The organism is Bradyrhizobium sp. CCBAU 45389, assembly GCF_028128625.1.
Lineage (GTDB): Bacteria > Pseudomonadota > Alphaproteobacteria > Rhizobiales > Xanthobacteraceae > Bradyrhizobium > Bradyrhizobium liaoningense_B.
This window is the reverse complement of record NZ_LBIY01000091.1, coordinates 230,500-256,882: the sequence shown is the minus strand read 5'-3', so window position 1 is coordinate 256,882 and position 26,383 is coordinate 230,500. Positions and strand designations below refer to the sequence as shown.

Here is a 26,383-nt window from a genome sequence, read left to right as displayed (position 1 = left end):
GCGCGTCGCGGCGACCCGGAGTTGCCGCGACGCATTGCCTCACATGTCGAAGAACACCGTCTCGTCGTCGCCCTGGAGGTGCAGGTCGAGGCGATAGACCGGCTTGCCGGCCTCGCGCACCGCGGTCAGCGTGGCGCGGCGCTCAGCTGGCACCAGGGCCAACACGGGATCGGAGGCGTTGCCGGCCTCGTCGCTGAAATAGATCCGGGTGTAGAGATGCCTGAGCATGCCGCGCCCGAACACGGCGAGGACGATGTGCGGCGCCTGCGGCTTGCCGTCGGGATCGGGCACCACGCCCGGCTTGATGGTGTCGAAGGAATAATTGCCGTCCGTGTCGGTGCCGCAGCGGGCGAAGCCGCGGAAGCTGGCATTGGGCAGCGCGCGCTTGTCCTGCGGGTCGGCGAAACGCCCTTGGGCATCCGCCTGCCAGATCTCCAGCATGCAGTCAGGCACGACAACGCCGTCACCGTCGAAGACCCGGCCCTCGATGCGGACACGATCGCCGGTGACATCGGGCGTCAGCGTCGAATTGGTGAACGCATCGTTCCAGGCGTAGTCGCCGGTCGGCGTCAGGCCGTATTTGAAGAACGGACCGACGGTCTGCGATGGGGTAATCCCGTTATCCTGCACGTTAGTGGTTCTCCATGGGCGTGGCGTTCTTGCCGCGCAGCACGATGTCAAAGCGGTAGCACAACGCCCATTCGGGCTGGGTATTCTCGAGATCGAACGAGGAAACCATGCGCGCCCGCGCCTTCTCGTCCGGCACCGAGTTGAAGATCGGGTCGAACGGAAACAGCGGATCGTTCGGGAAGTACATCTGCGTCACCAGGCGCGTGACGAAGGAATGGCCGAACACCGACAGATGGATGTGCGCCGGACGCCAGGCATTGTGGTGATTGCCCCAGGGATAGGCGCCGGGCTTGATGGTGACGAAGCGGTAGTAGCCGGCGGCATCGCTCACCGTGCGGCCCGCGCCGGTGAAATTCGGATCGAGCGGCGCCGGATGCCGGTCGCGGACATGGACGTAGCGACCGCAGGAATTGGCCTGCCAGATCTCGACCAGCGAGTTCGGCACGCCGCGGCCGTCCTCGTCGCGCACATGGCCGTGCACGATGATGCGCTCGCCGATCGGCTCGCCGGTGTGCTGGGTGGTGAGATCGTTGTCGCCCTTGCGCACGGTCTCGTGGCCGTAGACCGGACCGGTCAATTCCGACAGCGTGTGACGCATCGGGATCAAGGGCTTGTTCGGCGCGCGCTTGATCGAGCTCTTGTAGTCGGGCGACAGCGGCAGCGGATGCGCCTTGTTGCTGTCGACGGGATAGATGAATGTCATTGGCGAACTCCTCCCCGGCCATTTTAGGTCCAGCCGGTCAACGCTTCCGCCAATCATTATAGGATATAACTAATTTGGGGAAGCGGGTTTAAGCCTCCTGCGCCGACGCTATTTGATCGGCGGACGTGGCAGCACGGCTTCCCCGGTCTCGAGCCGATAGGTGTGGTCGAGCGAGTACCATGGCGTTGCGACGTCGGGCGCGGTCGGATGCGGCGTATCGTGGCGCTGGAACTTGCCGATCAGCGCCTGCGTCACCCCGAACTGCACGTCGCTGTCGATATGCGGATCGGCGGGATCGTAGACCTGCGAGATCAGCACCTTGAATCCGGGCTTGAAGATCAGGGCGTGCAGATGCGCGGGGCGGTAGGGGTGCCGGCCCTGCGCCTCGAGCAGGCGGCCGACCACGCCATCCGTCGGAATGGGATAGCCGACCATCATCACCGAGCGGAAGGCGAAGCGTCCGTCCTGGTCGGTGGTGAACTTGCCGCGCAGGTTCATATCGGCCTGCTCAGGGTCCTGGTTCTCGTAGAGGCCGACCGGCGAAGCATGCCAGACATCGACCTCGGCCCCGGCGACGGGACGGCCGTCCCTGTCGACGACGCGGCCATTGACGAACAGCGGCGCACCCGGTGTCTCCGAGCGCACGATCGATCCGCCATTCTCGACCCGCGGCGAGTTCAGCCGCCAGAACGGTCCGAGCAGCGACTGATCGGTCTCCGTATTGCCCTGATCGCCATTGTTGAGCAGGCACACCAGCGGGGAGACGCCGAGCGATCCCGCCATCAGCACGACTTCGTTATGCGTGTCGGTGGTCAACTTGCCGAGTTCGGCGATGACAGCGGTGGCGTCGCGAAACTCCTTCTCGGTCAGGCGAACGTCGCGCACGAAGGCATGGAGGTGCTTGACCAGGGAGACCATGATCTGCCGCAGCCGCGGATCGGATGTCCGCTCCATCACCGCCAGGGCCGCGGCCGTGACGTCCTGCTCGCGCTCGATGATCATGGGACGGTCCTTGAAGCGACCCGCGTAACTCTAACACTGTCATTCCGGGATGGTCCGAAGGACCAGACCCGGAATCTCGAGATCCCGGGTTCAGCCCTGTCGGGCTGCCCCGGGATGACGGGACGCTACGCGTCCCGTCAGTTCACCTTCTCGATCGCAACGGCGACGCCCTGGCCGACGCCGACGCACATGGTGGCCAGCGCCAGCTTGCCGCCGCGCTTCTCCATGCCGTGCACGGCGGTGAGCGCGAGGCGCGCGCCGCTCATGCCGAGGGGATGACCGAGCGCGATGGCGCCGCCATGCGGATTGACGTAATCGGCATCGTCGGCGACGCCGAGCTGGCGCATGCAGGCGATGCCCTGCGAGGCGAAGGCTTCGTTGAGCTCGATCAGGTCGAAATCGCTGATCTTCTTGCCGAGACGCTCCATCAGCTTGCGGGTCGCGGGCACAGGACCAATGCCCATGATGCGCGGCGGCACGCCGGCCGAGGCGAGGCCGAGAATGCGCGCGCGCGGCGTCAGGCCGTGCTTCTTCACCGCGGCTTCCGAGGCGAGGATCATCGCGGCGGCGCCGTCATTGACACCCGAGGCGTTGCCGGCGGTGACGGTGCCGGGATTGCGCACGATCGGCTTCAGTTTTGCCAAACCTTCCAGCGTGGTCTCAGGGCGCGGATGTTCGTCCTTGTCGACCGTGATCGGACCGGCCTTGCCGCCAGGAATCGTGATCGGCGTGATTTCTTCCGCGAAATAGCCGGCCGCGATCGCCTTGCCGGCGCGCTGCTGCGAGCGGATGGCGAAGGCGTCCTGGTCGGCGCGCGAGACCTGGAATTCCTCGGCGACGTTCTCGCCGGTCTCCGGCATCGCGTCGACGCCGTACTGCGCCTTGAGCAGCGGATTGATGAAGCGCCAGCCGATGGTGGTGTCGAAGATCTCGGCCGAGCGCGAGAAGGCTTCCTGCGCCTTGCCCATCACGAAGGGCGCGCGGGTCATGGATTCGACGCCGCCGGCAATGGCAAGCTCGATCTCGCCGGAGCGGATGGCGCGGCCAGCAGCGCCGACGGCGTCGAGGCCGGAGGCGCAAAGCCGGTTCAGGGTCTGGCCGGGAACCGAATCCGGAAGGCCTGCCAGCAGCAGCGCCATGCGCGCGACGTTGCGGTTGTCCTCGCCGGCCTGGTTGGCGCAGCCGAAGAAGACTTCGTCCACCTGCGCCCAGTCGAGATTGGGATGCTTGACCATCAGCGCCTTGATCGGGGCTGCGGCGAGATCGTCGGCACGCACCTTGGCGAGCGAGCCGCCGAAACGGCCGATCGGGGTCCGCACGGCATCGCAGATAAAGACGTCACGCATCGTTGTTCTCCCTGAATGCCGCGATCCGGCCAAATTCTTCAATGTCGGCGGAGTTTTAGGAGGGCGCCCGCGGCAGGTCAATTGACGGTTTCGCGTGCGATTTGCAGGGGCCTGCGGTCCGCCACGCATGCCGCGGTGCGGACAACGTGGAAAACCCGCCCCGCACGGCCAAACCGATAGGAGCAGGAGGCGAAATTTTGTAGGTTGCGCCGCCCATGACGATGCAACAGCCGATACCCGTACCGCCGCCCGACGAAGCGCCCGCACCGCAGGCGGAAGCTGCCGCGCGCGTGACGCCGATGATGGAACAGTACCTCGAGATCAAGGCGGCGCATCAGGGCCTGCTGCTGTTCTACCGGATGGGCGATTTCTACGAGCTGTTCTTCGAGGACGCCGAGATCGCCTCCAGGACGCTCGGCATCGTCTTGACCAAGCGCGGCAAGCATCAGGGCGCCGACATCCCGATGTGCGGCGTCCCGGTCGAACGCTCCGAGGATTATCTGCATCGCCTGATCTCGGCCGGCCACCGGGTCGCGGTCTGCGAGCAGACCGAGGATCCCGCGGCAGCGAAAGCGCGCGGCAACAAGAGCGTGGTCCGTCGCGGCGTGGTGCGGCTGGTCACGCCGGGCACGCTGACCGAGGATACGCTGCTCGATGCGCGTGCCAACAATTACCTGCTGGCGATCGCGCGCGCGCGTTCGTCCACCGGCGGCGACCGCTTCGGCCTCGCCTGGATCGATATCTCGACCGCCGAATTCATGGTGACCGAGGTTTCGGGCGGCGAGCTCGCCGCGACGCTGGCGCGCATCAACCCGAACGAGGCCATCGTCACCGACGCGCTCTATAACGACAGTGAGCTCGGGCAGACACTGCGCGAGCTGCCGGCTGTGACGCCGCTGACCCGCGACGTCTTCGACGGCGCCACCGCCGAGAAGCGCCTCTGCGACTACTTTGCCGTCGCGACGATGGATGGCCTCGCGCAGCTGACGCGGCTGGAAGCCACGGCTGCGGCCGCTGCCGTCACCTATGTCGACCGCACCCAGGTCGGCAAGCACCCGCCGCTGTCACCGCCCGCGCGCGAAGCGTCCGGCGCCACCATGGCGATCGATCCGGCCACGCGCGCCAATCTCGAGCTGACGCGGACGCTCGCCGGCGAACGCCGCGGCTCGCTGCTCGACGCCATCGACTGCACCGTGACCTCGGCCGGCTCGCGTCTGCTGGCGCAACGGCTGGCGGCGCCGCTGACCGACGCGCCGGCAATTGCGCGGCGGCTCGACGCCGTCGGCAGCTTCGTTGCCGATTCCGCCGCGCGCGAGGACATCCGCAGCATCTTGCGCGGCGCGCCCGACATGTCGCGCGCGCTCGCACGTCTCTCGGTCGGCCGCGGCGGACCGCGCGATCTCGCCGGCTTGCGTGACGGCATCCTCGCCGCCGACCAGGTGCTGACGCGGTTGTCCGAGCTCGACCAGCCGCCGCAGGAGATCGCGGCGGTGATGGCCGCTTTGCAGCGTCCGTCGCGCTCGCTCGCCGCCGAGTTTGCGACGGCGCTCGACGAGCAATTGCCGCTGATCAAGCGCGACGGCGGCTTCGTGCGCCAGGGCTACGAGCCTGCGCTCGACGAAGCGCGAAACCTGCGCGATGCCTCGCGCCTCGTGGTGGCCTCAATGCAGGCGCGCTACGCCGACGACACCGGCGTCAAGGGTCTCAAGATCCGCCACAACAACGTGCTCGGTTATTTCGTCGAGGTGACCGCCCAGCACGGCGACAAGCTGATGTCGGCGCCGCTGAACGCGACCTTCATCCACCGCCAGACGCTGGCCGGCCAGGTGCGGTTCACCACGTCGGAGCTCGGCGAGATCGAAGCCAAGATCGCCAATGCCGGCGACCGCGCGCTCGGCCTCGAGCTCGAAATCTTCGAGAAGCTCTGCGCCAAGGCGCTCGAGATCAGCGACGACCTGCGCGCCGCGGCGCAAGGCTTTGCGCTGCTCGACGTCGCGACCTCGCTGGCCAAGCTCGCGATCGACGAGAACTATGTGCGGCCCGAGGTCGACGGCTCCCTTGCCTTCGCGATCGAAGCGGGCCGCCATCCCGTGGTCGAGCAGGCCCTCAAGCGCAACGGCGAGCCGTTCATCGCCAATGCCTGCGATCTCTCGCCTGGTCCGGCGCAAAAATCCGGCCAGCTCTGGCTGCTCACCGGTCCCAACATGGCCGGTAAATCGACCTTCCTGCGCCAGAACGCGCTGATTGCCCTTCTTGCTCAAATCGGAAGTTTCGTGCCGGCGACGCGCGCGCGGATCGGCATCATCGACCGCCTGTTCTCGCGCGTCGGCGCCGCCGACGACCTCGCCCGCGGCCGCTCCACCTTCATGGTGGAGATGGTCGAGACCGCGGCGATCCTGAACCAGGCCGGCGAGCGCTCGCTCGTCATCCTCGACGAGATCGGCCGCGGCACCGCGACTTTCGACGGCCTCTCGATCGCCTGGGCCGCGATCGAGCATCTGCACGAGAGCAACCGCTGCCGCACGCTGTTCGCGACGCATTATCACGAGCTGACTGCGCTCTCGGCAAAGCTGCCTCGGATGTTCAATGCGACGGTGCGGGTGAAGGAATGGCAGGGCAATGTCGTGTTCCTGCACGAGGTGCTGCCGGGCTCGGCCGACCGCTCCTACGGCATCCAGGTGGCAAAACTCGCGGGCCTGCCGCCGGCCGTGATCACGCGCGCAAAATCCGTGCTCTCTAAGCTGGAGGCGCAAGACCGCGGCCAGACCGCGCGCGCCTTGGTGGACGATCTGCCGCTGTTCGCCGTGCCCTCGCGCGCCGCCGCTGAAGCCACGCCGCCGAGCGAAGCCGAGCTGTTGATGGACGCGGTGAAGGCACTGCACCCCGACGAGATGTCCCCGCGCGAAGCGCTCGATGCGCTCTATGCGTTGAAGGCCAGGCTGCCGAAGCAGTAGCGGTGCCGTAGGGTGGGTTAGCCGAAGGCGTAACCCACCACGGTCTATCCCCGGCGGAACGCAAGGTGGCGGATTACGCTTCGCTAATTCGCCCTACGAAGTTCAAGCCGCTTCCTCCGCCCCATCCACCACAGCGTCAGATTCCACCCGACGCAGGTCGCAAGCCCCATGCTGAGGCCGATGGCGGAGCCGAAATTGGCGGCGCCGAGATGCAGCACGGCGACCGCCATGCCGAACCCTAGCAGGCCCCACGCGGAATTGGCGAGCACGGCCGCGGTCGGCGGACCGCCGATGCGCGGATGCAGGATCACCATGATGCTGGAGAACACCACCGGATAGAGCGCGATGATGCCGCTGATGCGGGGGCCGACCCAGCCGGAGGTCGAGACCACGATGGCGACAAGAGTCGCGACCAGCGCAGCCCGCATCGGGACGTCATACCAGCGGCGCGTCACCAGCGGCATCTTCGCGTGGCGATAGCCTGCGAGCAGCGGAATGCAGATGCCGAATGCGATCAAATTGGCCGCGAGCCCGGCGGTGAGCGACCATTCGAACTGGCGGATGATCGAGGCCATTGCGATCCAGACCGCGAACGCGCTGCCACAACTCACCGCCATGCCGTGCCGCTGTGATAGCACGACATAGGTGAGGCACATGAAGATCGTCGCCGCATTGACCGGCAGGCTCGCCAGCGCGCCCTGCGCGATGAAGGCGGCGTCATGGTCGATCGCGAGGAAGACGTAGGACGGACCGGCCGACACCGGAAGCGTCGCGATCAGCGCGCCGATCACCGGCCCCGAGCGCTCGGTGATAACAGACGCCGTCACCACGAACGCCGCTGCGATCGCCATGCGCAAAAGGAGAAAGAGGATGAAGTGGAGGTCGAGGGACATTTTTTCTTCTTACCCTCCCCTGGAGGGGGAGGGTCGCTGTGCATGGAGCGAAGCGAAATGCGCAGCGGGGTGGGGTGATCTCTCAACACGAACAGTGTGCGACGTGGAGAGATCACCCCACCCCGCTCGCGCTGCGCGCGATCGACCCTCCCCCTTCAGGGGAGGGTAAGAAAGTCACATCCGCTGCATCGACACCGAAACCTTCGGGCCGTTCTTGATGGTCTGATAGACCACGCAATAGCGCTCGGTGAGCTTGAGCAGGAGATCGAGCTTGTCCTGCGGCGCCGGTGTATCGACCTCGAAGCGGAGACGGATCTCGGCAAAGCCAACCGGCGTCTCCTTGTCGACGCCTAGCGTGCCGCGGAAGTCGAGATCGCCCTCGGCGTAGACATTGCCGGTCTTGAGCGGCACCTCGATCGCGGTCGCGACCGATTTCAGCGTGACGCCGGCGCAGGCGACCAGCGCTTCCAGCAGCATGTCGCCGGAGCAGAGCTCGAGGCCTGAGCCGCCGGTGGCGGGATGCAGGCCGGCCATCGCGATGGCGCGGCCGGTCTCGACCTTGCAGGCGATACCTTCGCTGTCGGTGGAACCCTTGGCCTTCAACGTGATCAGCGCGGTCTTGGGATCGGTCTTGTAGCGCTCCTTGATCGGGGCCTGCATCTGGCGCAGTTCGGCGGCGTCCATTGTTCTCTCCCGGAAAAATCGCCCCCTCGATTTACCGGCTCAGAGCAAAAATGTCACCACCACATGGCCTGACCGGGACCCTGGGTTGCGTCCCGGTCGGGCACACTGCGGTCGAGCGAACGGTCGAGTGACGTCAGCACACTTCGCTTGAAATTCTCGAACAGCGGCGAATTGCGATCGCGCGGCCGGGCCAGATTGATCTCGATCTGGTCGAACAGCCGACCGGGCCGCGGCCGCATCACCAGCACGCGATCGGCCAGCACCACGGCCTCGTCGACGTCATGTGTGACGAGGATCAAGGTCGGCCGCGTGTCGGCCCAGAGGTCGAGCAGATGATCCTGCAGATCCCTGCGGGTGAAGGCATCGAGCGCGGAGAACGGCTCGTCCAGCAGCAGCACCTCTGGCTGCGGCACCAGCGCCCGCGCAATCGCGACGCGCTGCGCCTGCCCGCCCGAGAGCTCGCGCGGCCAGGCCTGTGCCTTATCAGTGAGCCCGACGCGCTCGAGTGCGCGCGCCACCTTTTCGCGCCGCTCGGCGGCGGGCAGATCGGCGAGGCCGAAGCCGATATTGTCGGCGACGCTGAGCCACGGCAGCAGGCGTGGCTCCTGGAAGATGATGCCGATCTTGGCGTGCGGTGAGCTGATCGCTTCACGGTCGAGCGTCACGGTGCCGGAGCTGGCGCGATCGAGCCCGGCGATGGCGCGGAGCAGCGTGGACTTGCCGCAGCCGGAGCCCCCGATGATGGCGATGACCTCGCCCTGCCTGATCTCGGCGGAGAAACGCGCCAGCGCCTCGACGCCGTTGGGATAGGTCTTGCTGACCCGGTCCAGTGCCAGCATCGCCTCAGGCTCCCTTCGCGCGGGAGAAAGCGTCCTGCCAGCGCAGGAACGGCGCAGCGGCGACCTCGATCAGCCAGTCCGTGAGCTTGCCGAGGATGGCGAAGATCACGATGGCGGCGAGGATCTGCGCGGGCTTGCCGAGCTGCTGGCCGTCGAGCAGGAGATAGCCGAGGCCTTCGGAGGCGCCGATCAGCTCGGCCGCGACCACGAACATCCAGCCGAGACCGAGGCCAACGCGCAGCGACACGACGTAAGCCGGCAGCACTGCGGGCAGCAGGATGCGGCGGATCATCGCCGGGCCGGAGAGACGGAAGGTGCGGCCGACCTCGACGATCTTGCGATCGACCGAGAGGATCGCGCCCATCACGCCGAGATAGACCGGAAAGAACACGCCGACCGCGATCAGCGCGATCTTCGAGGTCTCGAAGATGCCGAGCCACAGGATGAACAGCGGCACCCAGGCGAGCGAGGGGATCGCACGCAGCGCCTGCACGGTCGGATCGAGTAGCCGCCGCGCCAGCGACCAATAACCGGAGATGGCACCGAGCAAGGTGCCGGCGACCACGCCGAAGGCGAAGCCGAGCGAGACGCGCCACAGCGTCGCAGTGATGTGACGCACCAGCTCGCCGGAACGGGCGAGGTCGGTGATGGTGGTGAAGATGCGAGACGGCGGCGGCACCAGGCGTCCGTTGGACCAGCCGGACCAGACCACGAGCTCCCAGCCGAGCGCGAGCGTCAGCGGCAGCAGCACGCCCAGCATCGGACGCGCATAGCGCGACAGCCGCGAGGGCGCAGCAGCGCTCTCGGCGGGTTCCGAAGTTTGTTGCAGGACTGGCGCGTCGGAGATCATGGCCGGTAGGAAGCGCGTCTGACGAGGGAATGCAACAGTGTTGCTATGTTCTCAGCCGTCGTCCCGGCGAAGGCCGGGAGCCATAACCACAGGGCAGTGTGGTTACGGGGACTCGGAGTGACCGCCTTCGCAATAACTACGCTCGGTGGGTATGGGTCCCGGCCTACGCCGGGACGACGGCGGTGTGTGGTGCGCGCGCTTGCCTCTTCCCTGCCGACTAATTCGTCGGCAGCGGGACCTGGTCGTCGATCAGGGCATCCAGCGTCGCCTTCACGTCGACCTTGGCGTCGACGACACCGGCCTGTTGCAGCGCGAGGCCGGCAGCGAGGATCGACTCGCGCTGCGGCGCGCCGATGCGGCTGTGGGTGAGCTCGGTGCGCTCCTTGAGCTGCTTGTCGACGACCGCCTCGGGCAGCTTCGTCACGGCGATGAAGGTCTTCTTCAGCTCGTCGTAATTGGCCAGCGAATATTTGCGCGCTTCCTCATACACCGAGAGCACGCGGCGGGCCGCGTCCGGATGATCCTTCAAAAACTGCTCGCGCACATTGAGGATGCCCCAGGTGTTGGCGTCGGCCTTGCGATAAAACAGCTTTGCGCCCTCCTCGACCTCGGCCTGCGCCATCATGGGATCGAGACCGGCCCAGGCATCGACATCGCCGCGGATCAAAGCGGTCTTGCCGTCGGCGTGCTGCAGCAGCACCGGCGTGATGTCCTTCTCGGTCAGGCCGGCGCCGAGCAGCGCACGCACCAGGAAGATGTGCGGATCGGTGCCGCGCGTCACCGCGACGCGCTTGCCCTTGAGGTCAGCCACGCTCGCGATCTTGGAGTCCTTGCCCGTCACCAGCGCGGTCCATTCGGGACGCGAATAGACATAGATCGACTTGATCGGGTTGCCGTTGATCTTCGCCACCAGCGCCGCCGAGCCCGCGGTCGAGCCGAAATCGATCGAGCCGGCATTGAGGAATTCGAGCGCCTTGTTGGAGCCGGCCGACTGCACCCAGGTGATGGTGATGCCGTCCTTGGCGAACTCCTTCTCCAGCAGCCCCTTCTGCTTCAGCACCATCGACACCGGGTTGTAGGTCGCCCAGTCGATGCGGATTTCCTTGAGCGGATCAGCGGCCTGCGCCGCAGGGGTCAAAGCAAGCGCCACAGCGCCCGCCAGCAGAATGCGTCGTGTAATCCCAGTCATGCCCGGCCTCCTCCAAAACTTCATTGTTTTTCAATGAGTTATATCTAGAGGTCAACGAGAAAATCCGACCCTTGAAAGGGCGCCGGCCGAGAACAGATTTGCCCGAAGCCGGCCTTTTCCAGCACGGAACGACTATTGCCAGCGAATGACGGGTGACAGCGCCTGTCACCTCTTATATCCGGTGAGACATGGACAGCGTCGCAACTGAGCAGAAGCCACAGGTGGACGATCGCTTCGACACCGCGCGGATCACAGCCGCGGTCGATGCGCTTGCCGAGAAGCACGAGGGACGCGAGGACGCGTTCCGCACCGCCATGGCGCAATTGCTCAAGGCCGAGCTGATCGCGGCGCGCGCCGCAGCACAGGCGATCCTCTTGAAGGACCGTCACGGCCGCCGCTGCGCCGAGCGGCTGTGCCATGTGCAGGACGAGATCATCCGCATCCTCTATTCGGCCGCGACCCGCCATCTCTACCGCTCGCCGATCCCGAGCGGCGCCGAACGGATGGCGGTGGTAGCGACCGGCGGCTATGGCCGCGGCCTGATGGCGCCCGAGTCCGACATCGATCTCTTGTTCATCCTGCCCTACAAGCAGACGGCCTGGGGCGAGCAGGTCGCCGAAGCCATCCTCTACTGCCTCTGGGACATGGGCCTGAAGGTCGGTCACGCCACGCGCTCGGTCGATGAATCGATCCGGCAGGCGCGTGGCGACATGACCATCCGCACCGCGATCCTGGAGACGCGCTTCCTCACCGGCGACCAGCCGCTCTATGACGAGCTGGTCGAGCGCTTCGACAAGGAGGTGGTGCAGGGCACCGCATCCGAATTCGTCACGGCGAAGCTCGCCGAGCGCGAGGAGCGGCATCGCCGCGGCGGCCAGTCGCGCTATCTGGTCGAGCCCAACGTCAAGGACGGCAAGGGCGCGCTGCGCGACCTGCACACGCTGTTCTGGATCGCAAAGTACGTCTACCGCGTCCGCGACACCGACGAGCTGGTCGAACGCGGCGTGTTCGACGCGCAGGAATATCGCAGCTTCCGCCGCTGCGCCGACTTCCTCTGGTCGGTGCGCTGCAATCTGCATTTCTACTCTGGCCGCGCCGAGGAGCGCCTGTCGTTCGACCTGCAGCGCGAGATCGCGATCCGGCTCGGCTACACCTCGCATCCCGGCATGCAGGATGTCGAGCGCTTCATGAAGCACTACTTCCTGGTCGCGAAGGAAGTCGGCAACCTCACCGCCATCCTCTGCGCCAAGCTCGAGGACCAGCAAGCCAAGCCGGCGCCGGTTCTGAGCCGGGTGATGGCGCGGCTGCGCCCGACCCAGGTGAAGCGGCGCGTCCCTGACAGCGACGACTTCATCGTCGACAACAACCGCATCAACGTCGCCGCGCCCGACGTGTTCAAGCACGATCCGGTCAATCTGATCCGCATCTTCCGCCTGGCGCAGAAGAACAACCTCGCCTTCCATCCGGATGCGATGCGCGACGTGACGCGCTCGCTCGGCCTGATCAACGCGCAGCTGCGCGAGAATCCGGAAGCCAACCGACTGTTCATGGAGATCCTGACCTCCGACAATGCGGAGATCGTGCTGCGGCGGATGAACGAGACCGGCGTGCTCGGCCATTTCATCCGCGCCTTCGGCAAGATCGTCTCGATGATGCAGTTCAACATGTATCATCACTACACCGTCGACGAGCATCTGATCCGCTGCATCGGCTTCCTCCAGGATATCGAGCGCGGCGGCATCGAGGAGTTCGCGCTCGCCAGCGATCTGATGCGCAAAACGAGACCCGAGCACCGCGCGGTGATCTATATCGCGACGCTGCTGCACGACGTCGCCAAGGGCCGCCCCGAGGATCACTCCATCGCCGGCGCCAAGGTGGCGCGGCGGCTCTGCCCGCGGCTCGGCTTCAGCCCCGCCGACACCGAGCTCGTGGCCTGGCTGATCGAGGAGCATCTGACCATGTCGACGGTCGCGCAGTCGCGCGACCTGTCGGACCGCAAGACCATCGAGAATTTTGCCGCCGTAGTGCAGTCGGTCGAGCAGATGAAGCTGCTCACGATCCTCACCACCGCCGACATCCGCGGTGTCGGTCCCGGCGTGTGGAACGGCTGGAAGGCGCAGCTGCTGCGCTCGCTCTATTACGAGACCGAGCCGGTGCTCACCGGCGGCTTCTCGGAAGTCGACCGCGGCAAGCGCCTCACGGCCGCCTACGCCGAATTCCGCAACGCCTTCGCCGAGTGGCCGGCGGACGAGCTCGATGCCTATATCGGCCGGCACTATCCGGCCTACTGGCTCAAGGTCGAGCTGCCGCGAAAAATCCGCCACGCCCGCTTCGTGCGCTCAAGCGAGCAGGCCGGCCACAAGCTCGCGATCAATGTCGGCTTCGACGAGGTGCGCGGCGTCACCGAGCTCACGATCTTCGCGGCCGACCATCCCTGGCTGCTGTCGATCATCGCAGGTGCCTGCGCCTCGGCCGGCGCCAACATCGTCGACGCCCAGATCTACACCACGACCGACGGCCGTGCGCTCGATACCATATCGATCTCCAGGGAATACGACCGCGACGAGGACGAGGGCCGCCGTGCCACGCGCATCGGCGAGATGATCGAGGACGTGCTTGAAGGCAAGCTGCGCCTGCCGGAAGTGGTGGCGCGGCGCACCGTGCGCAGCAAGGCGCGGCCCTTCGTGATCGAGCCGGAAGTGACGATCAATAACCAGTGGTCCGACCGCTACACCGTGATCGAGGTCTCCGGCCTCGACCGCCCCGGCCTGCTCTACGAGCTGACCACCGCGATCTCGAAGCTCAACCTCAACATCGCCTCGGCCCATGTCGCGACCTTCGGCGAGCGCGCCCGCGACGTGTTCTACGTCACCGACCTGCTCGGCGCACAGATCAACGCGCCGACCCGCCAGTCCGCGATCAAGAGTGCGCTGACCCATGTGATGGCGGGCGACAAGGCGGTTCAGCCGGCGGCCTGATACAGCTTGTCATTCCGGGGCGCGCGCAGCGCGAACCCGGAATCCATTCATCCGCGGAGTCGGTGGCACGATGGATTCCGGGCTCGCCGCTTGCGCGGCGCCACGGAATGACGAGGAGAGAGACCTAAACCTCCACACCCTCATGCCGCAGCAGCCACCTCTTCCGCTCCAGCCCGCCACCATATTTCACCAGCGAACCATCCGCGCCGATCAGGCGGTGGCAGGGCAGCACCACGCTGATCGGATTGGAGCCGTTGGCGTGCCCAACGGCGCGAATCGCCTTCGGCATATCGATCTTCGCGGCCATCGCGCCGTAGCTCATCGTGGTGCCGGCAGGGATGTGAGCCAGCGCGGTCCAGACCTTCTGCTGGAACGGCGTGCCGGCGATGCGCCATGCGATGCCAGCGAGCTGGGCGAGATCGCCTTCGAAATAGCCCGACAGCGCAGTCCGCATCCCGGTCGGCGCGGGCCGATCGCTGATATCCACGGCCCCATAATGCAGGCGCAAGAGCTCGCGCATGCGGTGCTCGTAGTCGTCCCAGTCGAGCGCCCGCAGATTGCCTTCGGCATCCGTGACCAGCAGCGCGATCCCGATCGGCGTCGTCAGGCGATCGAGGCCGAAGCGTTCAGCCGTCTTGGTTGATCGAGCGGGCATTGCGGCACCAGGCAATCGAAACACACCCATCGCACTTGCCATGGCGGCCATGCTAACGTCCACCCGAAAGCTGACGCTTTTGGGGGAGCTCAACTTGAACGTGATCGCCAATGTCCTGGTGGCGCTGGTCGCCGCACTGCACGCCTACTTCCTGATCCTGGAGATGTTCCTCTGGGACAAGCCGCAGGGTTTGAAGGTGTTTCGCAATACGCCGGAGAAGGCCGCGATCACAAAAGTGCTGGCCGCCAATCAGGGGCTCTATAACGGCTTCCTGGTCGCCGGCCTGATCTGGGGTCTCGTCCACGGCAATCCGGCCTTCGCGTTCCAGATCAAGGTGTTCTTCCTGCTCTGCGTGATCGTGGCCGGCGCCTATGGCGCGGCGACCGTCAGCACGCGGATCCTGATCGTGCAGGCGCTGCCGGCGGCGGTCGCGCTGGTTGCATTGTTTCTCGCCTGAGACGCTTCGGCGCAGCGCCGCGATCCTTGCGCGGCGGCTGCCCTTCCTCCACAATCTCAGGCAGCGATGGCGACCGTTGCAACAACGGAAAAAGACCATCGGTCGAAAATTCCGTCAGGAGGAACAACCAACATGACCAGTCGCAGAGCCTTCCTAGCTGCCACGACAGCACTCGCCTTCACATTCTCCGCCAGCCAAGCCCTCGCCCAGAAGAAATACGACACCGGCGCGAGCGACACCGAGATCAAGATCGGCCAGACCGTGCCGTTCTCCGGGCCGTACTCCGTCTACGCCAATATCGGCAAGACGCAGGCCGCCTATTTCAAGATGATCAACGACCAGGGCGGCATCAACGGCCGCAAGATCAACTTGATCCAGTATGACGACGCCTATTCGCCGCCGAAGACGGTGGAGCAGGTGCGCAAGCTGGTCGAGGGCGACGAGGTCCTCTTCACGTTCCAGCTGATCGGCACCGCGGCCAACGCCGCCGTGCAGAAATATCTCAACGGCAAGAAGGTGCCGCAGCTCCTGGCTTCCACGGGCGCGGCGCGCTTCAACGATCCGCAGAACTATCCCTGGACCATCGCCTATAATCCGAACTACGTGTCCGAGGGACGCATCTACGCCAAGTACATTCTCAAGGAGCATCCCAACGCCAAGATCGGCGTGCTCTACCAGAACGACGACATGGGCCGCGACTATCTCGCGGGCCTCAAGAGCGGCCTCGGCGACAAGGCCGCCAGCATGATCGTCGGCGAGGTCTCCTACGAGGTCACCGATCCCACGGTCGACTCGCAGGTGGTCAAGCTGAAGTCGATGGGCGTCGACGTGTTCTTCGATGCCTCGACGCCGAAATTCGCGGCACAGGCGATCAAGAAGCTCGCCGACCTCGGCTGGACGCCGGTGCACATCCTAGACATCAATGCGAGCCCGATCTCGGCGACGCTGAAGCCGGCCGGCCTCGATATCTCCAAGGGCATCATCTCGACGCAATACGGCAAGGAGCCGGGCGATCCGCAGTGGAAGGACGATCCCGGCGTGAAGGCCTTCTTCGCCTTCATGGACAAGTATTTCCCGGAGGGCGACAAGCTCAACACCGTCAACACCTATGCCTATTCGGTGGCCGAGTTGCTGACGCAGGTGCTGAAGCAATGCGGCGACGACCTGACGCGTGAGAACATCATGAGGCAGGTCGCCAACATCAAGGACTTCACCCCGAGCTTCGCCCTGCCCGGCATCAAGATCAACACCGGACCGAACGACTTCCGCGTTAACAAGCAGATGCAGATGATGCGGTTCAACGGCGAACGCTGGGAGCTGTTCGGACCGATCATCGAGGACACGGGCCCGTCGGGTTAGTGATCGCGTAGGGTGGGTTAGCTTGGCGGATGCGCGGAGCGCGATCCGCCGGGCGTAACCCACCTCTTCTGCGTCCGCGGAGATGAACAGTGGTGGGTTACGCCTACGGCTAACTCACCCTACAAAGGATGGGCGCCGCCCACCTTGCGTCGCAGCAACGCCTCCTCCACACTCGTCCTCAGCGGTGACGTCCGGTTCGCACAAGCGCCCGGCAGATCACCTGCAATAACAAACTGAGGAAATTGCGAATGAGGAATGGAATGCTGCATCTGGCCACGGCAACGGCGCTGACCCTGGCGCTGTCGATCTCTGCGGCCAATGCCCAGAAAAAATATGATCCGGGCGCCAGCGACACCGAGATCAAGGTCGGACAGACCATGCCGTTCTCGGGACCGGCGTCGGCCTATTCGTCGATCGGCAAGACCCAGGCCGCCTATTTCAAGATGATCAACGACCAGGGCGGCATTAACGGCCGCAAGATCAACCTGATCCAGTATGACGACGCCTATTCGCCGCCGAAAGCCGTGGAGCAGATACGCAAGCTCGTCGAGAGCGACGAGGTGCTGCTGACCTTCCAGATCATCGGCACGCCCGTGAACGCGGCCGTGCAGAAATATCTCAATTCCAAGAAGGTGCCGCAGCTGTTCGCCGCGACCGGGGCCTCGAGGTTCACCGATCCGAAGAACTTTCCGTGGACCATGGGCTACAATCCCAACTACTTCGTCGAAGGCCGAATCTACGGCCAGTACATTCTGAAGGAGCACCCGAACGCCAAGATTGGCGTGCTCTATCAGAACGACGACCTCGGCAAGGACTATCTGAACGGCCTCAAGGCCGGGCTCGGCGACAAGGCCGCCAAGATGGTCGTGACCGAAGCGTCCTACGAGGTCTCCGATCCCACGGTCGACTCCCAGATCCTCAAGATCAAGGACGCCGGCGTCGATCTGTTCTTCAGCGCGACGACACCGAAGCAGGCCGCGCAGGCGATCAAGAAGATCGCCGAAATGGGCTGGCATCCGATCCAGATCGTCGACATCAACGCCACCTCGGTCGGCGCGGTGCTGAAGCCGGCAGGCCTTGAGGCCGCCAAGGACCTGATCAGCGTCAACTACGGCAAGGAACCGCTCGATCCGACCTGGAAGGACGACCCCGGCCTGAAGAAGTATTTCGACTTCATGGCGAAGTACTATCCGGACGGCGACAAGGATTCGAACTTCAACACCTACGGCTACAGCACCGCACAGCTGCTGGTGCATGTGCTGCAACAGTGCGGCGACAACCTGACGCGCGAGAACGTCATGAAGCAGGCGGCGTCATTGAAGGACGTCGCCAGCGACACCGCGCTGCCCGGCATCAAGGCCAACACCTCGGCGACCGACTACCGCGTCAACAAGCAGCTTCAGATGATGAAGTTCAACGGCGAGCGCTGGGAACTGTTCGGCCCGATCCTGGAGGATGCAGGTCCGGCGGGTTAGAAGAGAGGACCTCTTCGTAGGGTGGGTTAGCCGAAGCCGTAACCCACCACTCCTGCCGACACACGGGAAAGCGAAGAGGCGGGTTACGCCCGGCGGACTGCGCTTCGCGCAGCCGCAGGGCTAACCCACCCTACGAACTCAGGTCGGTATCTCCCCAAAGTTCTTCCCGACCGGCAGCACGGCGTGCCGGATCAGCCGCGAATCCTCCACCGCCGCCTGACGGTGCTTGACCGCCTCGCGATAGACGGGATCGCGGATCATCTCGACGAAGGCTCCGACGCTTGGATACTCCGCGATGAAGCAATGGTCCCAGCGCTCGTCCTGCGGACCGATCAGCATCAGCTCGAATTTGCCCTGCCAGACGATGCGGCCGCCGAGGCGTTCGAACACCGGGCCGCTCTCGCGGCCATAGGCGGCATAGGCTTCCGCGCCGCTGGCCTTGCGGCCGTCGGGATAAGCCGCTTCCTTGCGCAAGCGCACCAGGTTGAGCATGTGGATCGGGCCCGGGCGATCGTTCTCCCGGAATTGCGCAAAGATCTCCTTGGTCGGATCGATGTGGCCCATGCGTGCTCCCTTCGTGAGTTCCCTCTGTTTTATGCGGGCGATCCTAGCGCTGGCGCCCTGGAAGCGGAACTGCGGCGGGCGAATGCCGCATCTCCTAATCGCGCGTTAACGCCGGGGTAACCCGGCCTTAAACAGCGACCGCTAGCGTGCGGCGGGGCGGGCTGACCGGGCATTTTGCGTATGGCGTGGGGAAAGAAAAAGGGTGGGCGGAAGGAGCCGCTGTTCGGCTTGCCCGCGGCGCTCGCCGATCTGCGCCTGACGGCGGCGGACCGCATCCCCGGCGGCGAAGACAAGCCGAAGAAACCAGCGAAATCATCCGCCAAGCGCAAGAGCGACGATGCCGGCGACGAGCCGCCGCGCGAGCGCAAGGCACCGGCCGGCCGCAGCGGCGCCAAGCGGCGCTCGAAATCCGGCGGCGGGTTCAGCCTTGGCCGCCTGGTCTATTGGGGCGCGGTGCTGAGCCTGTGGGGCGTCATCGCCGTGATCGGCGTCGTGATCTATGTCGGCGCCCACCTGCCGCCGATCCAGTCGCTGGAGATTCCAAAACGCCCGCCGACGATCCAGATCGTCGGCATCGACGGCAGCATGCTGGCGCAGCGCGGCGAGATGGCCGGCGCCAATGTCGCCCTGAAGGATCTGCCCCCGTATTTGCCGAAGGCCTTCATCGCCATCGAGGACCGCCGCTTCTATTCGCATTTCGGCATCGACCCCATCGGCATCCTGCGCGCCCTCGTCACCAACGTGCTCCATCGCGGCGTGTCGCAGGGCGGCTCGACCTTGACGCAGCAGCTCGCGAAAAACCTGTTCCTGACCCAGGAGCGCACCATGCAGCGCAAGCTGCAGGAGGCGGAGCTCGCCATCTGGCTGGAGCGCAAGCACTCCAAGGACGAGATCCTGGAGCTCTATCTCAACCGCGTCTATTTCGGCTCCGGCGCCTACGGCGTCGAAGCCGCCGCGCAGAAATATTTCGGCAAATCGGCCAGGAACGTCACCATCGCCGAGGCCGCGATGCTGGCCGGCCTCGTCAAGTCGCCCTCGCGCCTTGCGCCGAACCGCAACCCCGAAGGCGCCGAGGCGCGCGCGCAGATCGTGCTCGCGGCGATGGCGGATGCAAAATTCATCACGGAAGCACAGGCGCAGGCCTCGATCGGCCATCCCTCCTACAATGTGAAGCCGGCCGGCGCCGGCACGGTCAATTACGTCGCCGACTGGATCGGCGAGGTCTTGGACGATCTGGTCGGCCAGATCGACGAGAGCATCAAGGTCGAGACCACGATCGATCCGAAGCTGCAGAGCGTCGCCGAAGCCGCCATCATCGACGAGCTCGCCGCCAAGAGCGTGAAGTTCAATGTCAGCCAGGGCGCGCTGGTGGCGATGACGCCCGACGGCGCGGTGCGCGCCATGGTCGGCGGGCGGAACTATTCCGACAGCCAGTACAACCGCGCTGTGACCGCCAGGCGCCAGCCGGGCTCCTCGTTCAAGCCGTTCGTGTACCTGACCGCGCTCGAGCAGGGCCTGACGCCGGATACCGTGCGCCAGGACGCGCCGATCGAGGTCAAGGGCTGGAAGCCCGAGAACTACACCCACGAATACTTTGGCGCCGTGACGCTGACGCAGGCGCTGGCGATGTCGCTCAACACCGTCGCCATCCGCCTCGGCCTCGAGGTCGGCCCGAAGAACGTGGTCCGCACCGCGCACCGGCTCGGCATCTCCTCCAAGCTCGAGCCCAACGCCTCGATCGCGCTCGGCACGTCGGAAGTCTCCGTGGTCGAGCTGGTCGGCGCCTATGCGCCCTTCGCCAATGGCGGCTTGGCGGTCGCACCGCACGTCGTCACCCGGATCAGGACGCTCAGCGGCAAGCTGCTCTACATGCGCCAGCCCGACGAGCGGAACCAGGTCATCGACCCCCGCAATGTCGGCATGATGAATGCGATGATGCGGGAGACGCTGATATCAGGCACCGCCAAGAAGGCGGAGATCCCGGGCTGGCCGGCGGCCGGCAAGACCGGCACCAGCCAGGACTACCGCGACGCCTGGTTCATCGGCTACACCGCCAACCTCGTCACCGGCGTCTGGCTCGGCAATGACGACAACTCGCCGACCAAGAAGGCCACCGGCGGCGGCCTGCCGGTCGAAGTCTGGTCGCGCTTCATGAAGACGGCGCACGAGGGCGTGCCGGTCGCGAACTTGCCGAACTCGCAAGCGACCTGGGGCCTGTCGAACCTCGCGCAGGCAGCCTCGCAAGTGTCGCCGCCGACGGCGGCCGCGCCGGGACCAGCACCGGCGAGCGCCGGTGGCTATCGCCCGCCACAGCCGACGCGAGCCAATGTGCGGCCGGAAGCGGCGGCCGGGCTCGATGGCTGGCTGATGGACCGGCTGTTCGGCGGCAATCGCTAGCTGCGAATTGAGGTCCTGGTGGCCTCAAAACAAAAACTGCGAAAACAACCCCATGCACAGTAGAACGTGACGTCAGGCGTGACGCTGGGTGGATCGTTCGAAGCGTTTGATGTGGCGAGGCTAATCAGGCGACCGGCGCAATCGTCGCGGCGTCGGAGAAGAATCGCGCAAATGCGTAGAATGCTGCGTTGGTCTTCTCTGTCATTCCCCGCCACCGCTTCGGCAAGTCCTGCCTAGCGCGGCAAGATTCTCCGCGGCCCGCAGCTCGCCGAAACCAAAAACGCCAGTCTCTTCAAGCTCCCGTCAGCGGCCTGGGATTTGCTCTCACAGGTTGTGCGAGTGCAGGAGAGCGTTCCATGATTTCAGGTGTATCCAGCGCGGCGTTGCCTCATCTGCGGCCCGCATCAACGTCTGCTTCGAATGCGACATCGGGTCTCCAGCCGGTAGAGCCGGATGCGACCGACGCTCAGTCCAGCGGCTTCCGGATTGACGTCTCCCAGGTCAAACCGCTGACAGGGGCCAAGCCGATATCGGCTGCGGATGATCCTTTCCTGCACGATCTCATGGCAACGCACTGGTTGATGGCCCGCGACACGAGTGCAGCTCAACCCGGCGTCTCGGACGACGCTCCTGAGAACATCTACGCCCAGGTGAAAGTGGACGGCCAGGTGGTAGCCACGCTGTACAATGGCGGCTCCTCGACCATGACCAACGCGGCAGCTGCCAAGGTCGGCAAGCTCGAGGATCCTCCCGGTTTGAGCGGACCTGATCTGGCGCAGTGGCGGGCCGACCAATACGCCGAGCGGCTTGGCGGCACCGTCGAAAAGGCGCCCACCGCGATCAGCCAATCGCAATGGACACCGCGTGAAGACAGGTCGACGACCTATAGCCGCGAGCAACTCGACGCGGCGTTCCAGGCGATGCTGGCGGAGGGGCAAAGGGTCATGGCGCAGCAGCAGGCACGCTACCTGGCGTCACACGCGCAGGCGGGGGCGAGTGCGGATTTCAGTGCGTGAGCTGCCCCACTCTCCGCTGTCATTCCCCGCGAAGGCGGGAAGTTGGCAGGCTCTCGCCCACCCTGGGTGTCGTCTCGGCGAACGCCGGGACCCATAACCAAGTTTTGGCGAAGAGTCGTCGTTCGGCACTGCGTCCTTCCGCGATCGATAGATCACGCGGTATGGGTCCCGGCCTTCGCCGGGACGACATCGAGTTGCCTAATGAGCGCGCCCTAATCCTCGACCCCGTACCGATGCAGGTCGTTGCCGTGCGTGTCGAGCCACTTCTTGGCGCGCTCCATCGAGGGGCAGACCTTGCCGCAGACGCGCCAGAAGCGGGCCGAGTGGTTCATCTCGACGAGATGGGCGACCTCGTGGGCGGCGAGATAGTCGAGCACGAAAGGTGGCGCGAGGATCAGGCGCCAGGAGAACGACAGCGAGCCCGCCGAGGTGCAGGAACCCCAGCGGCTGGACTGGTCGCGGATCGAGAGCCGCTTGACCCTGACATTGAGCTCGGCGGCATAGGCCTCCGCCGAACGCTGCAGGTCACGGCGGGCCTCGCGCTTGAGGAAATCGCTGACGCGGCGATCGACATGGTCGACGCCGCCGGCGACGCAGAGAATCTTTTCACCGCTGTCGCGCGTTTCGGTCCACACCGTGCCGCGGGTGCCTGCGCGATGAACGATGCGATGAGGCGTGCCGCGAAGCGGTATCACTGTGCCAGGCTGGAACGGCGCGGCCTTCGGCAGGCGGCCGAGACGTGCAGCGATCCACGCACCGTGACGCGTCGCAAAGTCTTTTGCTTCGGCCAGCGTGCCGCGCGGCGGCATGGTGAGGATGGCTTCGCGATCACTCGGATGAATTCGGAGCGTATAGCGGCGCGCACGTCTGTGCCGGCGCAGCCGGATCGCAAAAAACTGCGATCCATGGGTGATGACGAGGGTCTTCGGTTCGTGGGGCCGCCGATAAAGGAGTGCGCGAGTGGCCATGTCTGTCAGTCCGGGGGGCAGGAGTTCGCCCGGATTCTGCCATAACCACCGCCAGGGAAAGCGCTCGGCGCAAAAACAAATCATTTGCCCAATATACAGGGGTTCTTCAGTCCGGGAGACCCTACAGACTGGGGTTGGAACCGGCTTTTTTCGCCCCCGCTGGACGCATGCGGCACCCCCAAGGGGTGAGGGGTGACTCACTCCTATAACGCTACCTAAATACCTCGAATCTGGAGGGAACTTACCCCTGCCGGAGGCCCCGGCAGGGGCGGAAATTTCGACGGGAAAGCCGAAATTCAGGATTATTCAGCCGCGAGAGCCTGCAACGAGCTCGGATTCGCAGCCGAGACCATGAAGTCGTGAATCCGCGGCACGATCTCCGACTTGAAACGCGATCCGTTGAACACGCCGTAATGTCCGACGCCCTTCTGGACGTAATGAACGCGGCGATGATCGGGAATCGAGCTGCACAGACCGTGCGTCGCTTCGGTCTGACCAAGGCCGGAGATGTCGTCGTTCTCTCCTTCGACCGTCATCAACGCAACGCGCGTGACCTTGGAAGGATCCACGAGGGTTCCGCGATGGGTCATCTCGCCCTTCGGCAGCGAGTGCTTCACGAACACGGTGTCGACGGTCTGCAGGTAATACTCTGCCGAGAGATCCATCACCGCGAGATATTCGTCGTAGAAGTCGCGATGCTTGTCGACGAGGTCGCCGTCGCCCTTCACCAGATTGGCGAACAGCTGCTTGTGCGCATCCATGTGCCGATCGAGATTCATGCTGATGAAGCCGTTGAGCTGCAGGAACCCCGGATAGACGTCGCGCATCATGCCCGGATGCGGGAACGGCACCTTGGTGATGACGTGGTTGCGGAACCAGTCGATGCCGCGCTGCTGGGCGAGGTCGTTCACCCCGGTCGGATTACGGCGGGTGTCGATCGGGCCGCCCATCAGCGTCATCGAGGTCGGCACGAACGGATCGCGCCGCGCTTCCATGATCGAGACGGCGGCGACGACGGGCACGGAGGGCTGGCACACCGCCATCACATGGGTGTTGCCGCCGAGGACGTGCAGCATCTCGATGATGTAGTCGATGTAGTCGTCGAGATCGAAGCGCCCTTCGCTGAGCGGCACCATGCGGGCATCGGCCCAGTCGGTGATGTAGACCTCATGCGCAGGCAGGAAGGCCTCGACCGTGCCGCGCAGCAGCGTCGCATAATGGCCCGACATCGGCGCCACGATCAGCACGCGCGGCTGCGGGCTGCGCAGCGGACGGGTGAACTTGCGATCGAAGTAGAGCAGCCGGCAGAACGGCTTTTCCCAGACCGAACGGATCTCGACGGGAACGCGGATGCCGTTGACCTCGGTGTCGTCGAGGCCCCATTCCGGCTTGCCATAGCGGCGCGTGGTGCGCTCGAACAATTCGCAGGCCGCGGCGACCGACTTGCCGACCTCGGTACGGGCCCAGGGATTGAGGGGATTCTGAAACAGCAGCTTGGTCGCGTCGGTGACTGCACGGGCCGGATTGAGAGAGGCGTGGGCCATCTCGTACATCCAGTACATCGGCGTCGTCAGGACCGGACTGCCTTCTGCAGCCAGGGGCGGGGCGCCGCCAAACTCACCAATAGGCATCGCTATATTCCTCTTCGCATCGCAGCATACTGCCGAATGCGTAATATTGCGTCAATGCACGGCTCCGTACATCTACGTGGCTGAGACGGTTAAATCGTCCTGAATCCACGAGAAAGTGACGTTATTCGCCACCCGACAGCAGCGAGCCGTGCTTTTTGGCGCTGCGCAAAAGGGCAAGGAATGCCCAAAAAGAAGCAACCAGAAGTACAGCATTGATGACCAACGCCTCCAGCATCAGATCGATCCTGAAGGTGTTCTCGATCAGCAGCGCCCGCATCCCCTCGAACACATAGGTCGGCGGCAGCGCCCAGGCGACATATTGCAGCCAGACCGGCAGCACGCTGACGGGATAGTAGATGCAGGCGAGCGGCATGATCGCGAACATCAAGGTCCAGACGATGCTCTCGGCGCCCAGACCGTGCCGCAGCACCAGCCCCGAGACGAAGATGCCGACCGACCAGCTGGTGAAGATCAGGTTGCAGAAGAAGGCGATCAGCGGCAGGCCGAGCGCATAAACGTTGAAGTGAAACAGGAACAGCGCCAGCAGCGTCATCGGGACGATGCCGATCGCGAGCCGGATCAGGCTCATGACCGTCAGCGACAGCAGAAACTCGATGGGCTTCAAGGGGCTCATCATGAGGTTGCCGAGATTGCGCGCCCACATCTCTTCCAGGAACGAGATGGAGAAGCCGAGCTGGCCGCGGAACAGGATGTCCCAAAGGATGACGGCGCCGATCAGCGTGCCGCCGGCCCGCGCGAAGAAGCTGGCGTTTTCCGCAATGTAATACTGGATGAAGCCCCAGGTGATGACCTGCAGCGCCGGCCAGTACAAGAGCTCGAGCAGCCGCGGCCAGGACGACAGCAGCAGGTACCAATAGCGCAGGATCATCGCGCCGATGCGGTGCGCGGAGATGCCGCGATGGAGGGAGAGCTCGGTCATCGCACCGCCTCCTTCGCACCGTTCATCCGGCCGCGGGCGACGTCCAGAAACACCTCCTCCAGCGTGGTGCGGTTGTAGCGGGCCATGATCGCCTCGGGCGTGTCGTCGTCCTCGATGCGGCCGCGCTTCATGATGATGATGCGGTCGCAGAGCCGCTCGACCTCGAGCATGTTGTGCGAGGCCAGCAGGATGGTGGCGTTGTTGTCGCGGCGGTAGCGCTCCAGATGGCCCCGCACCCAATCGGCAGTATCGGGGTCGAGCGAGGCCGTCGGCTCGTCCAGCAAGAGCAGCTCGGGCTGATTGATCAGCGCTTTCGCCAGCGCGACGCGGGTCTTCTGTCCGGCGGAGAGCTTTCCGTTGGCGCGGTCGATGAAATCGGTGAGGTCGAGATCGTCGGCGAGCTCCGCAATGCGGTCGGACAGATTCCTGACCGCATAGAGCTTGCCGAAGATGGTGAGGTTCTGCCGCACCGTGAGCCGCATCGGCATGTCGACATAGGGACTCTCGAAATTCATCCGCCCCAGCACGGCAGCGCTCTCCTCGGGCATGCGATGCCCGAGCACCTGCACGCGGCCGGAGGTCGGCAGCACCAGGCCCATGATCATCGCGATGGTCGTGGTCTTGCCGGCGCCGTTGCCGCCCAGGAGGCCGGTGATGCTGCCGCGCGGCAGCGAAAAGGAGATATCGTCGACGGCGCGGGTCTGCTTGTAGAGCTTGACGAGGTGATCGACCGCAATCGCCGCGGAGGAGGCGTGCGCCGCGACAGTCGGCCGACTTGAAGCCTTGTCATTCTCGGTCATGCTGGGCCGTTCTTCTGCTATTGCAGCTGATAGCGCAAGGCTTGTAATCGGGG

Annotated in this window: 22 protein-coding genes; 7 read left to right on the top strand and 15 right to left on the bottom strand. The window is 65.0% G+C overall.

From position 1 onward, the window contains the following. Nucleotides 1-39: 39 nt before the first annotated feature. The 4 genes from pcaG to pcaF all read right to left on the bottom strand — a co-directional run bounded on the left by pcaG (nt 40) and on the right by pcaF (nt 3,681). Nucleotides 40-630 (bottom strand): protocatechuate 3,4-dioxygenase subunit alpha, encoded by a 591-nt coding sequence (pcaG, locus tag XH79_RS22420; protein ID WP_271582951.1) that lies wholly within the window; start codon nt 628-630, stop codon nt 40-42. A gap of 1 nt (nt 631) precedes the next feature. Continuing rightward, nucleotides 632-1,333, bottom strand: a complete 702-nt coding sequence (gene pcaH, locus XH79_RS22415) for a protocatechuate 3,4-dioxygenase subunit beta (RefSeq protein WP_271582950.1) — start codon at nt 1,331-1,333, stop codon at nt 632-634. Between the two features lie 108 nt (nt 1,334-1,441). Beyond that, nucleotides 1,442-2,335 (bottom strand): dioxygenase family protein, encoded by an 894-nt coding sequence (locus XH79_RS22410; RefSeq protein ID WP_212340435.1) that lies wholly within the window; start codon nt 2,333-2,335, stop codon nt 1,442-1,444. Between the two features lie 137 nt (nt 2,336-2,472). Beyond that, a complete protein-coding gene (pcaF, locus tag XH79_RS22405; protein WP_271582949.1) occupies nt 2,473-3,681 on the bottom strand; it encodes a 3-oxoadipyl-CoA thiolase in 1,209 nt (402 codons plus the stop codon). Between the two features lie 215 nt (nt 3,682-3,896). Between pcaF and mutS the strand changes: the two genes are divergently transcribed. Further along, entirely contained in the window at nt 3,897-6,635 is a 2,739-nt protein-coding gene (gene mutS / locus XH79_RS22400) for a DNA mismatch repair protein MutS (RefSeq protein ID WP_271582948.1), read from the top strand. 83 nt (nt 6,636-6,718) lie between these two features. On the opposite strand, the gene XH79_RS22395 is transcribed toward mutS, so the two are convergent. The 5 genes from XH79_RS22395 to XH79_RS22375 all read right to left on the bottom strand — a co-directional run bounded on the left by XH79_RS22395 (nt 6,719) and on the right by XH79_RS22375 (nt 11,090). Next, nucleotides 6,719-7,528, bottom strand: a complete 810-nt coding sequence (locus XH79_RS22395) for a hypothetical protein (RefSeq protein WP_212340430.1) — start codon at nt 7,526-7,528, stop codon at nt 6,719-6,721. A 174-nt stretch (nt 7,529-7,702) separates the two neighbouring features. Beyond that, a complete protein-coding gene (locus tag XH79_RS22390) occupies nt 7,703-8,212 on the bottom strand; it encodes an OsmC family protein (protein ID WP_008145226.1) in 510 nt (169 codons plus the stop codon). Between the two features lie 53 nt (nt 8,213-8,265). Continuing rightward, entirely contained in the window at nt 8,266-9,051 is a 786-nt protein-coding gene (locus tag XH79_RS22385) for an ABC transporter ATP-binding protein (protein WP_271582947.1), read from the bottom strand. A gap of 4 nt (nt 9,052-9,055) precedes the next feature. After that, nucleotides 9,056-9,901 carry an ABC transporter permease gene (locus tag XH79_RS22380; RefSeq protein WP_271582946.1) on the bottom strand — a complete coding sequence of 282 codons (846 nt, stop codon included), beginning with the start codon at nt 9,899-9,901 and terminating at the stop codon, nt 9,056-9,058. Nucleotides 9,902-10,118: 217 nt separating this feature from the next. Beyond that, on the bottom strand, nt 10,119-11,090 hold the full coding sequence (locus XH79_RS22375) for an aliphatic sulfonate ABC transporter substrate-binding protein (RefSeq protein ID WP_271582945.1): 972 nt from the start codon (nt 11,088-11,090) through the stop codon (nt 10,119-10,121). Between the two features lie 188 nt (nt 11,091-11,278). On the opposite strand from XH79_RS22375, the gene XH79_RS22370 reads away from it, so the two are divergent. After that, nucleotides 11,279-14,068, top strand: a complete 2,790-nt coding sequence (locus XH79_RS22370; protein ID WP_212340423.1) for a [protein-PII] uridylyltransferase — start codon at nt 11,279-11,281, stop codon at nt 14,066-14,068. 124 nt (nt 14,069-14,192) lie between these two features. On the opposite strand, the gene XH79_RS22365 is transcribed toward XH79_RS22370, so the two are convergent. Continuing rightward, nucleotides 14,193-14,723 (bottom strand): methylated-DNA--[protein]-cysteine S-methyltransferase, encoded by a 531-nt coding sequence (locus XH79_RS22365; RefSeq protein ID WP_271582944.1) that lies wholly within the window; start codon nt 14,721-14,723, stop codon nt 14,193-14,195. Nucleotides 14,724-14,772: 49 nt separating this feature from the next. On the opposite strand from XH79_RS22365, the gene XH79_RS22360 reads away from it, so the two are divergent. The 3 genes from XH79_RS22360 (at nt 14,773) to XH79_RS22350 (ending at nt 18,014) form a co-directional block, all read left to right on the top strand. Next, nucleotides 14,773-15,180, top strand: a complete 408-nt coding sequence (locus XH79_RS22360) for a DUF1304 domain-containing protein (RefSeq protein ID WP_271582964.1) — start codon at nt 14,773-14,775, stop codon at nt 15,178-15,180. Nucleotides 15,181-15,312: 132 nt separating this feature from the next. Further along, nucleotides 15,313-16,539 carry an ABC transporter substrate-binding protein gene (locus XH79_RS22355; protein ID WP_271582943.1) on the top strand — a complete coding sequence of 409 codons (1,227 nt, stop codon included), beginning with the start codon at nt 15,313-15,315 and terminating at the stop codon, nt 16,537-16,539. A gap of 248 nt (nt 16,540-16,787) precedes the next feature. Continuing rightward, nucleotides 16,788-18,014, top strand: coding sequence for an ABC transporter substrate-binding protein (locus XH79_RS22350; RefSeq protein ID WP_271582942.1), 1,227 nt, complete (start codon nt 16,788-16,790; stop codon nt 18,012-18,014). A 138-nt stretch (nt 18,015-18,152) separates the two neighbouring features. Here XH79_RS22350 and XH79_RS22345 read toward each other — a convergent pair whose 3' ends face one another. After that, nucleotides 18,153-18,578, bottom strand: a complete 426-nt coding sequence (locus XH79_RS22345) for a DUF1330 domain-containing protein (RefSeq protein ID WP_271582941.1) — start codon at nt 18,576-18,578, stop codon at nt 18,153-18,155. A 180-nt stretch (nt 18,579-18,758) separates the two neighbouring features. Between XH79_RS22345 and XH79_RS22340 the strand changes: the two genes are divergently transcribed. Further along, a complete protein-coding gene (locus tag XH79_RS22340) occupies nt 18,759-20,975 on the top strand; it encodes a transglycosylase domain-containing protein (protein WP_271582940.1) in 2,217 nt (738 codons plus the stop codon). A 356-nt stretch (nt 20,976-21,331) separates the two neighbouring features. After that, on the top strand, nt 21,332-21,991 hold the full coding sequence (locus XH79_RS22335; protein ID WP_271582939.1) for a hypothetical protein: 660 nt from the start codon (nt 21,332-21,334) through the stop codon (nt 21,989-21,991). Between the two features lie 212 nt (nt 21,992-22,203). On the opposite strand, the gene XH79_RS22330 is transcribed toward XH79_RS22335, so the two are convergent. From XH79_RS22330 to XH79_RS22315, 4 genes are all read right to left on the bottom strand, one after another. Further along, nucleotides 22,204-23,043, bottom strand: coding sequence for a M48 family metallopeptidase (locus XH79_RS22330; RefSeq protein ID WP_271582938.1), 840 nt, complete (start codon nt 23,041-23,043; stop codon nt 22,204-22,206). A 218-nt stretch (nt 23,044-23,261) separates the two neighbouring features. Beyond that, on the bottom strand, nt 23,262-24,590 hold the full coding sequence (locus XH79_RS22325; RefSeq protein ID WP_018644330.1) for a polyhydroxyalkanoate depolymerase: 1,329 nt from the start codon (nt 24,588-24,590) through the stop codon (nt 23,262-23,264). A gap of 121 nt (nt 24,591-24,711) precedes the next feature. Continuing rightward, complete coding sequence (locus XH79_RS22320) at nt 24,712-25,530, bottom strand: ABC transporter permease (RefSeq protein WP_212340400.1); 819 nt, start codon at nt 25,528-25,530, stop codon at nt 24,712-24,714. Then, nucleotides 25,527-26,330 (bottom strand): ABC transporter ATP-binding protein, encoded by an 804-nt coding sequence (locus tag XH79_RS22315; RefSeq protein WP_212340398.1) that lies wholly within the window; start codon nt 26,328-26,330, stop codon nt 25,527-25,529. Before XH79_RS22315 ends, XH79_RS22320 begins: the two co-directional genes overlap by 4 nt. Between the last annotated feature and the right edge of the window lie 53 nt (nt 26,331-26,383).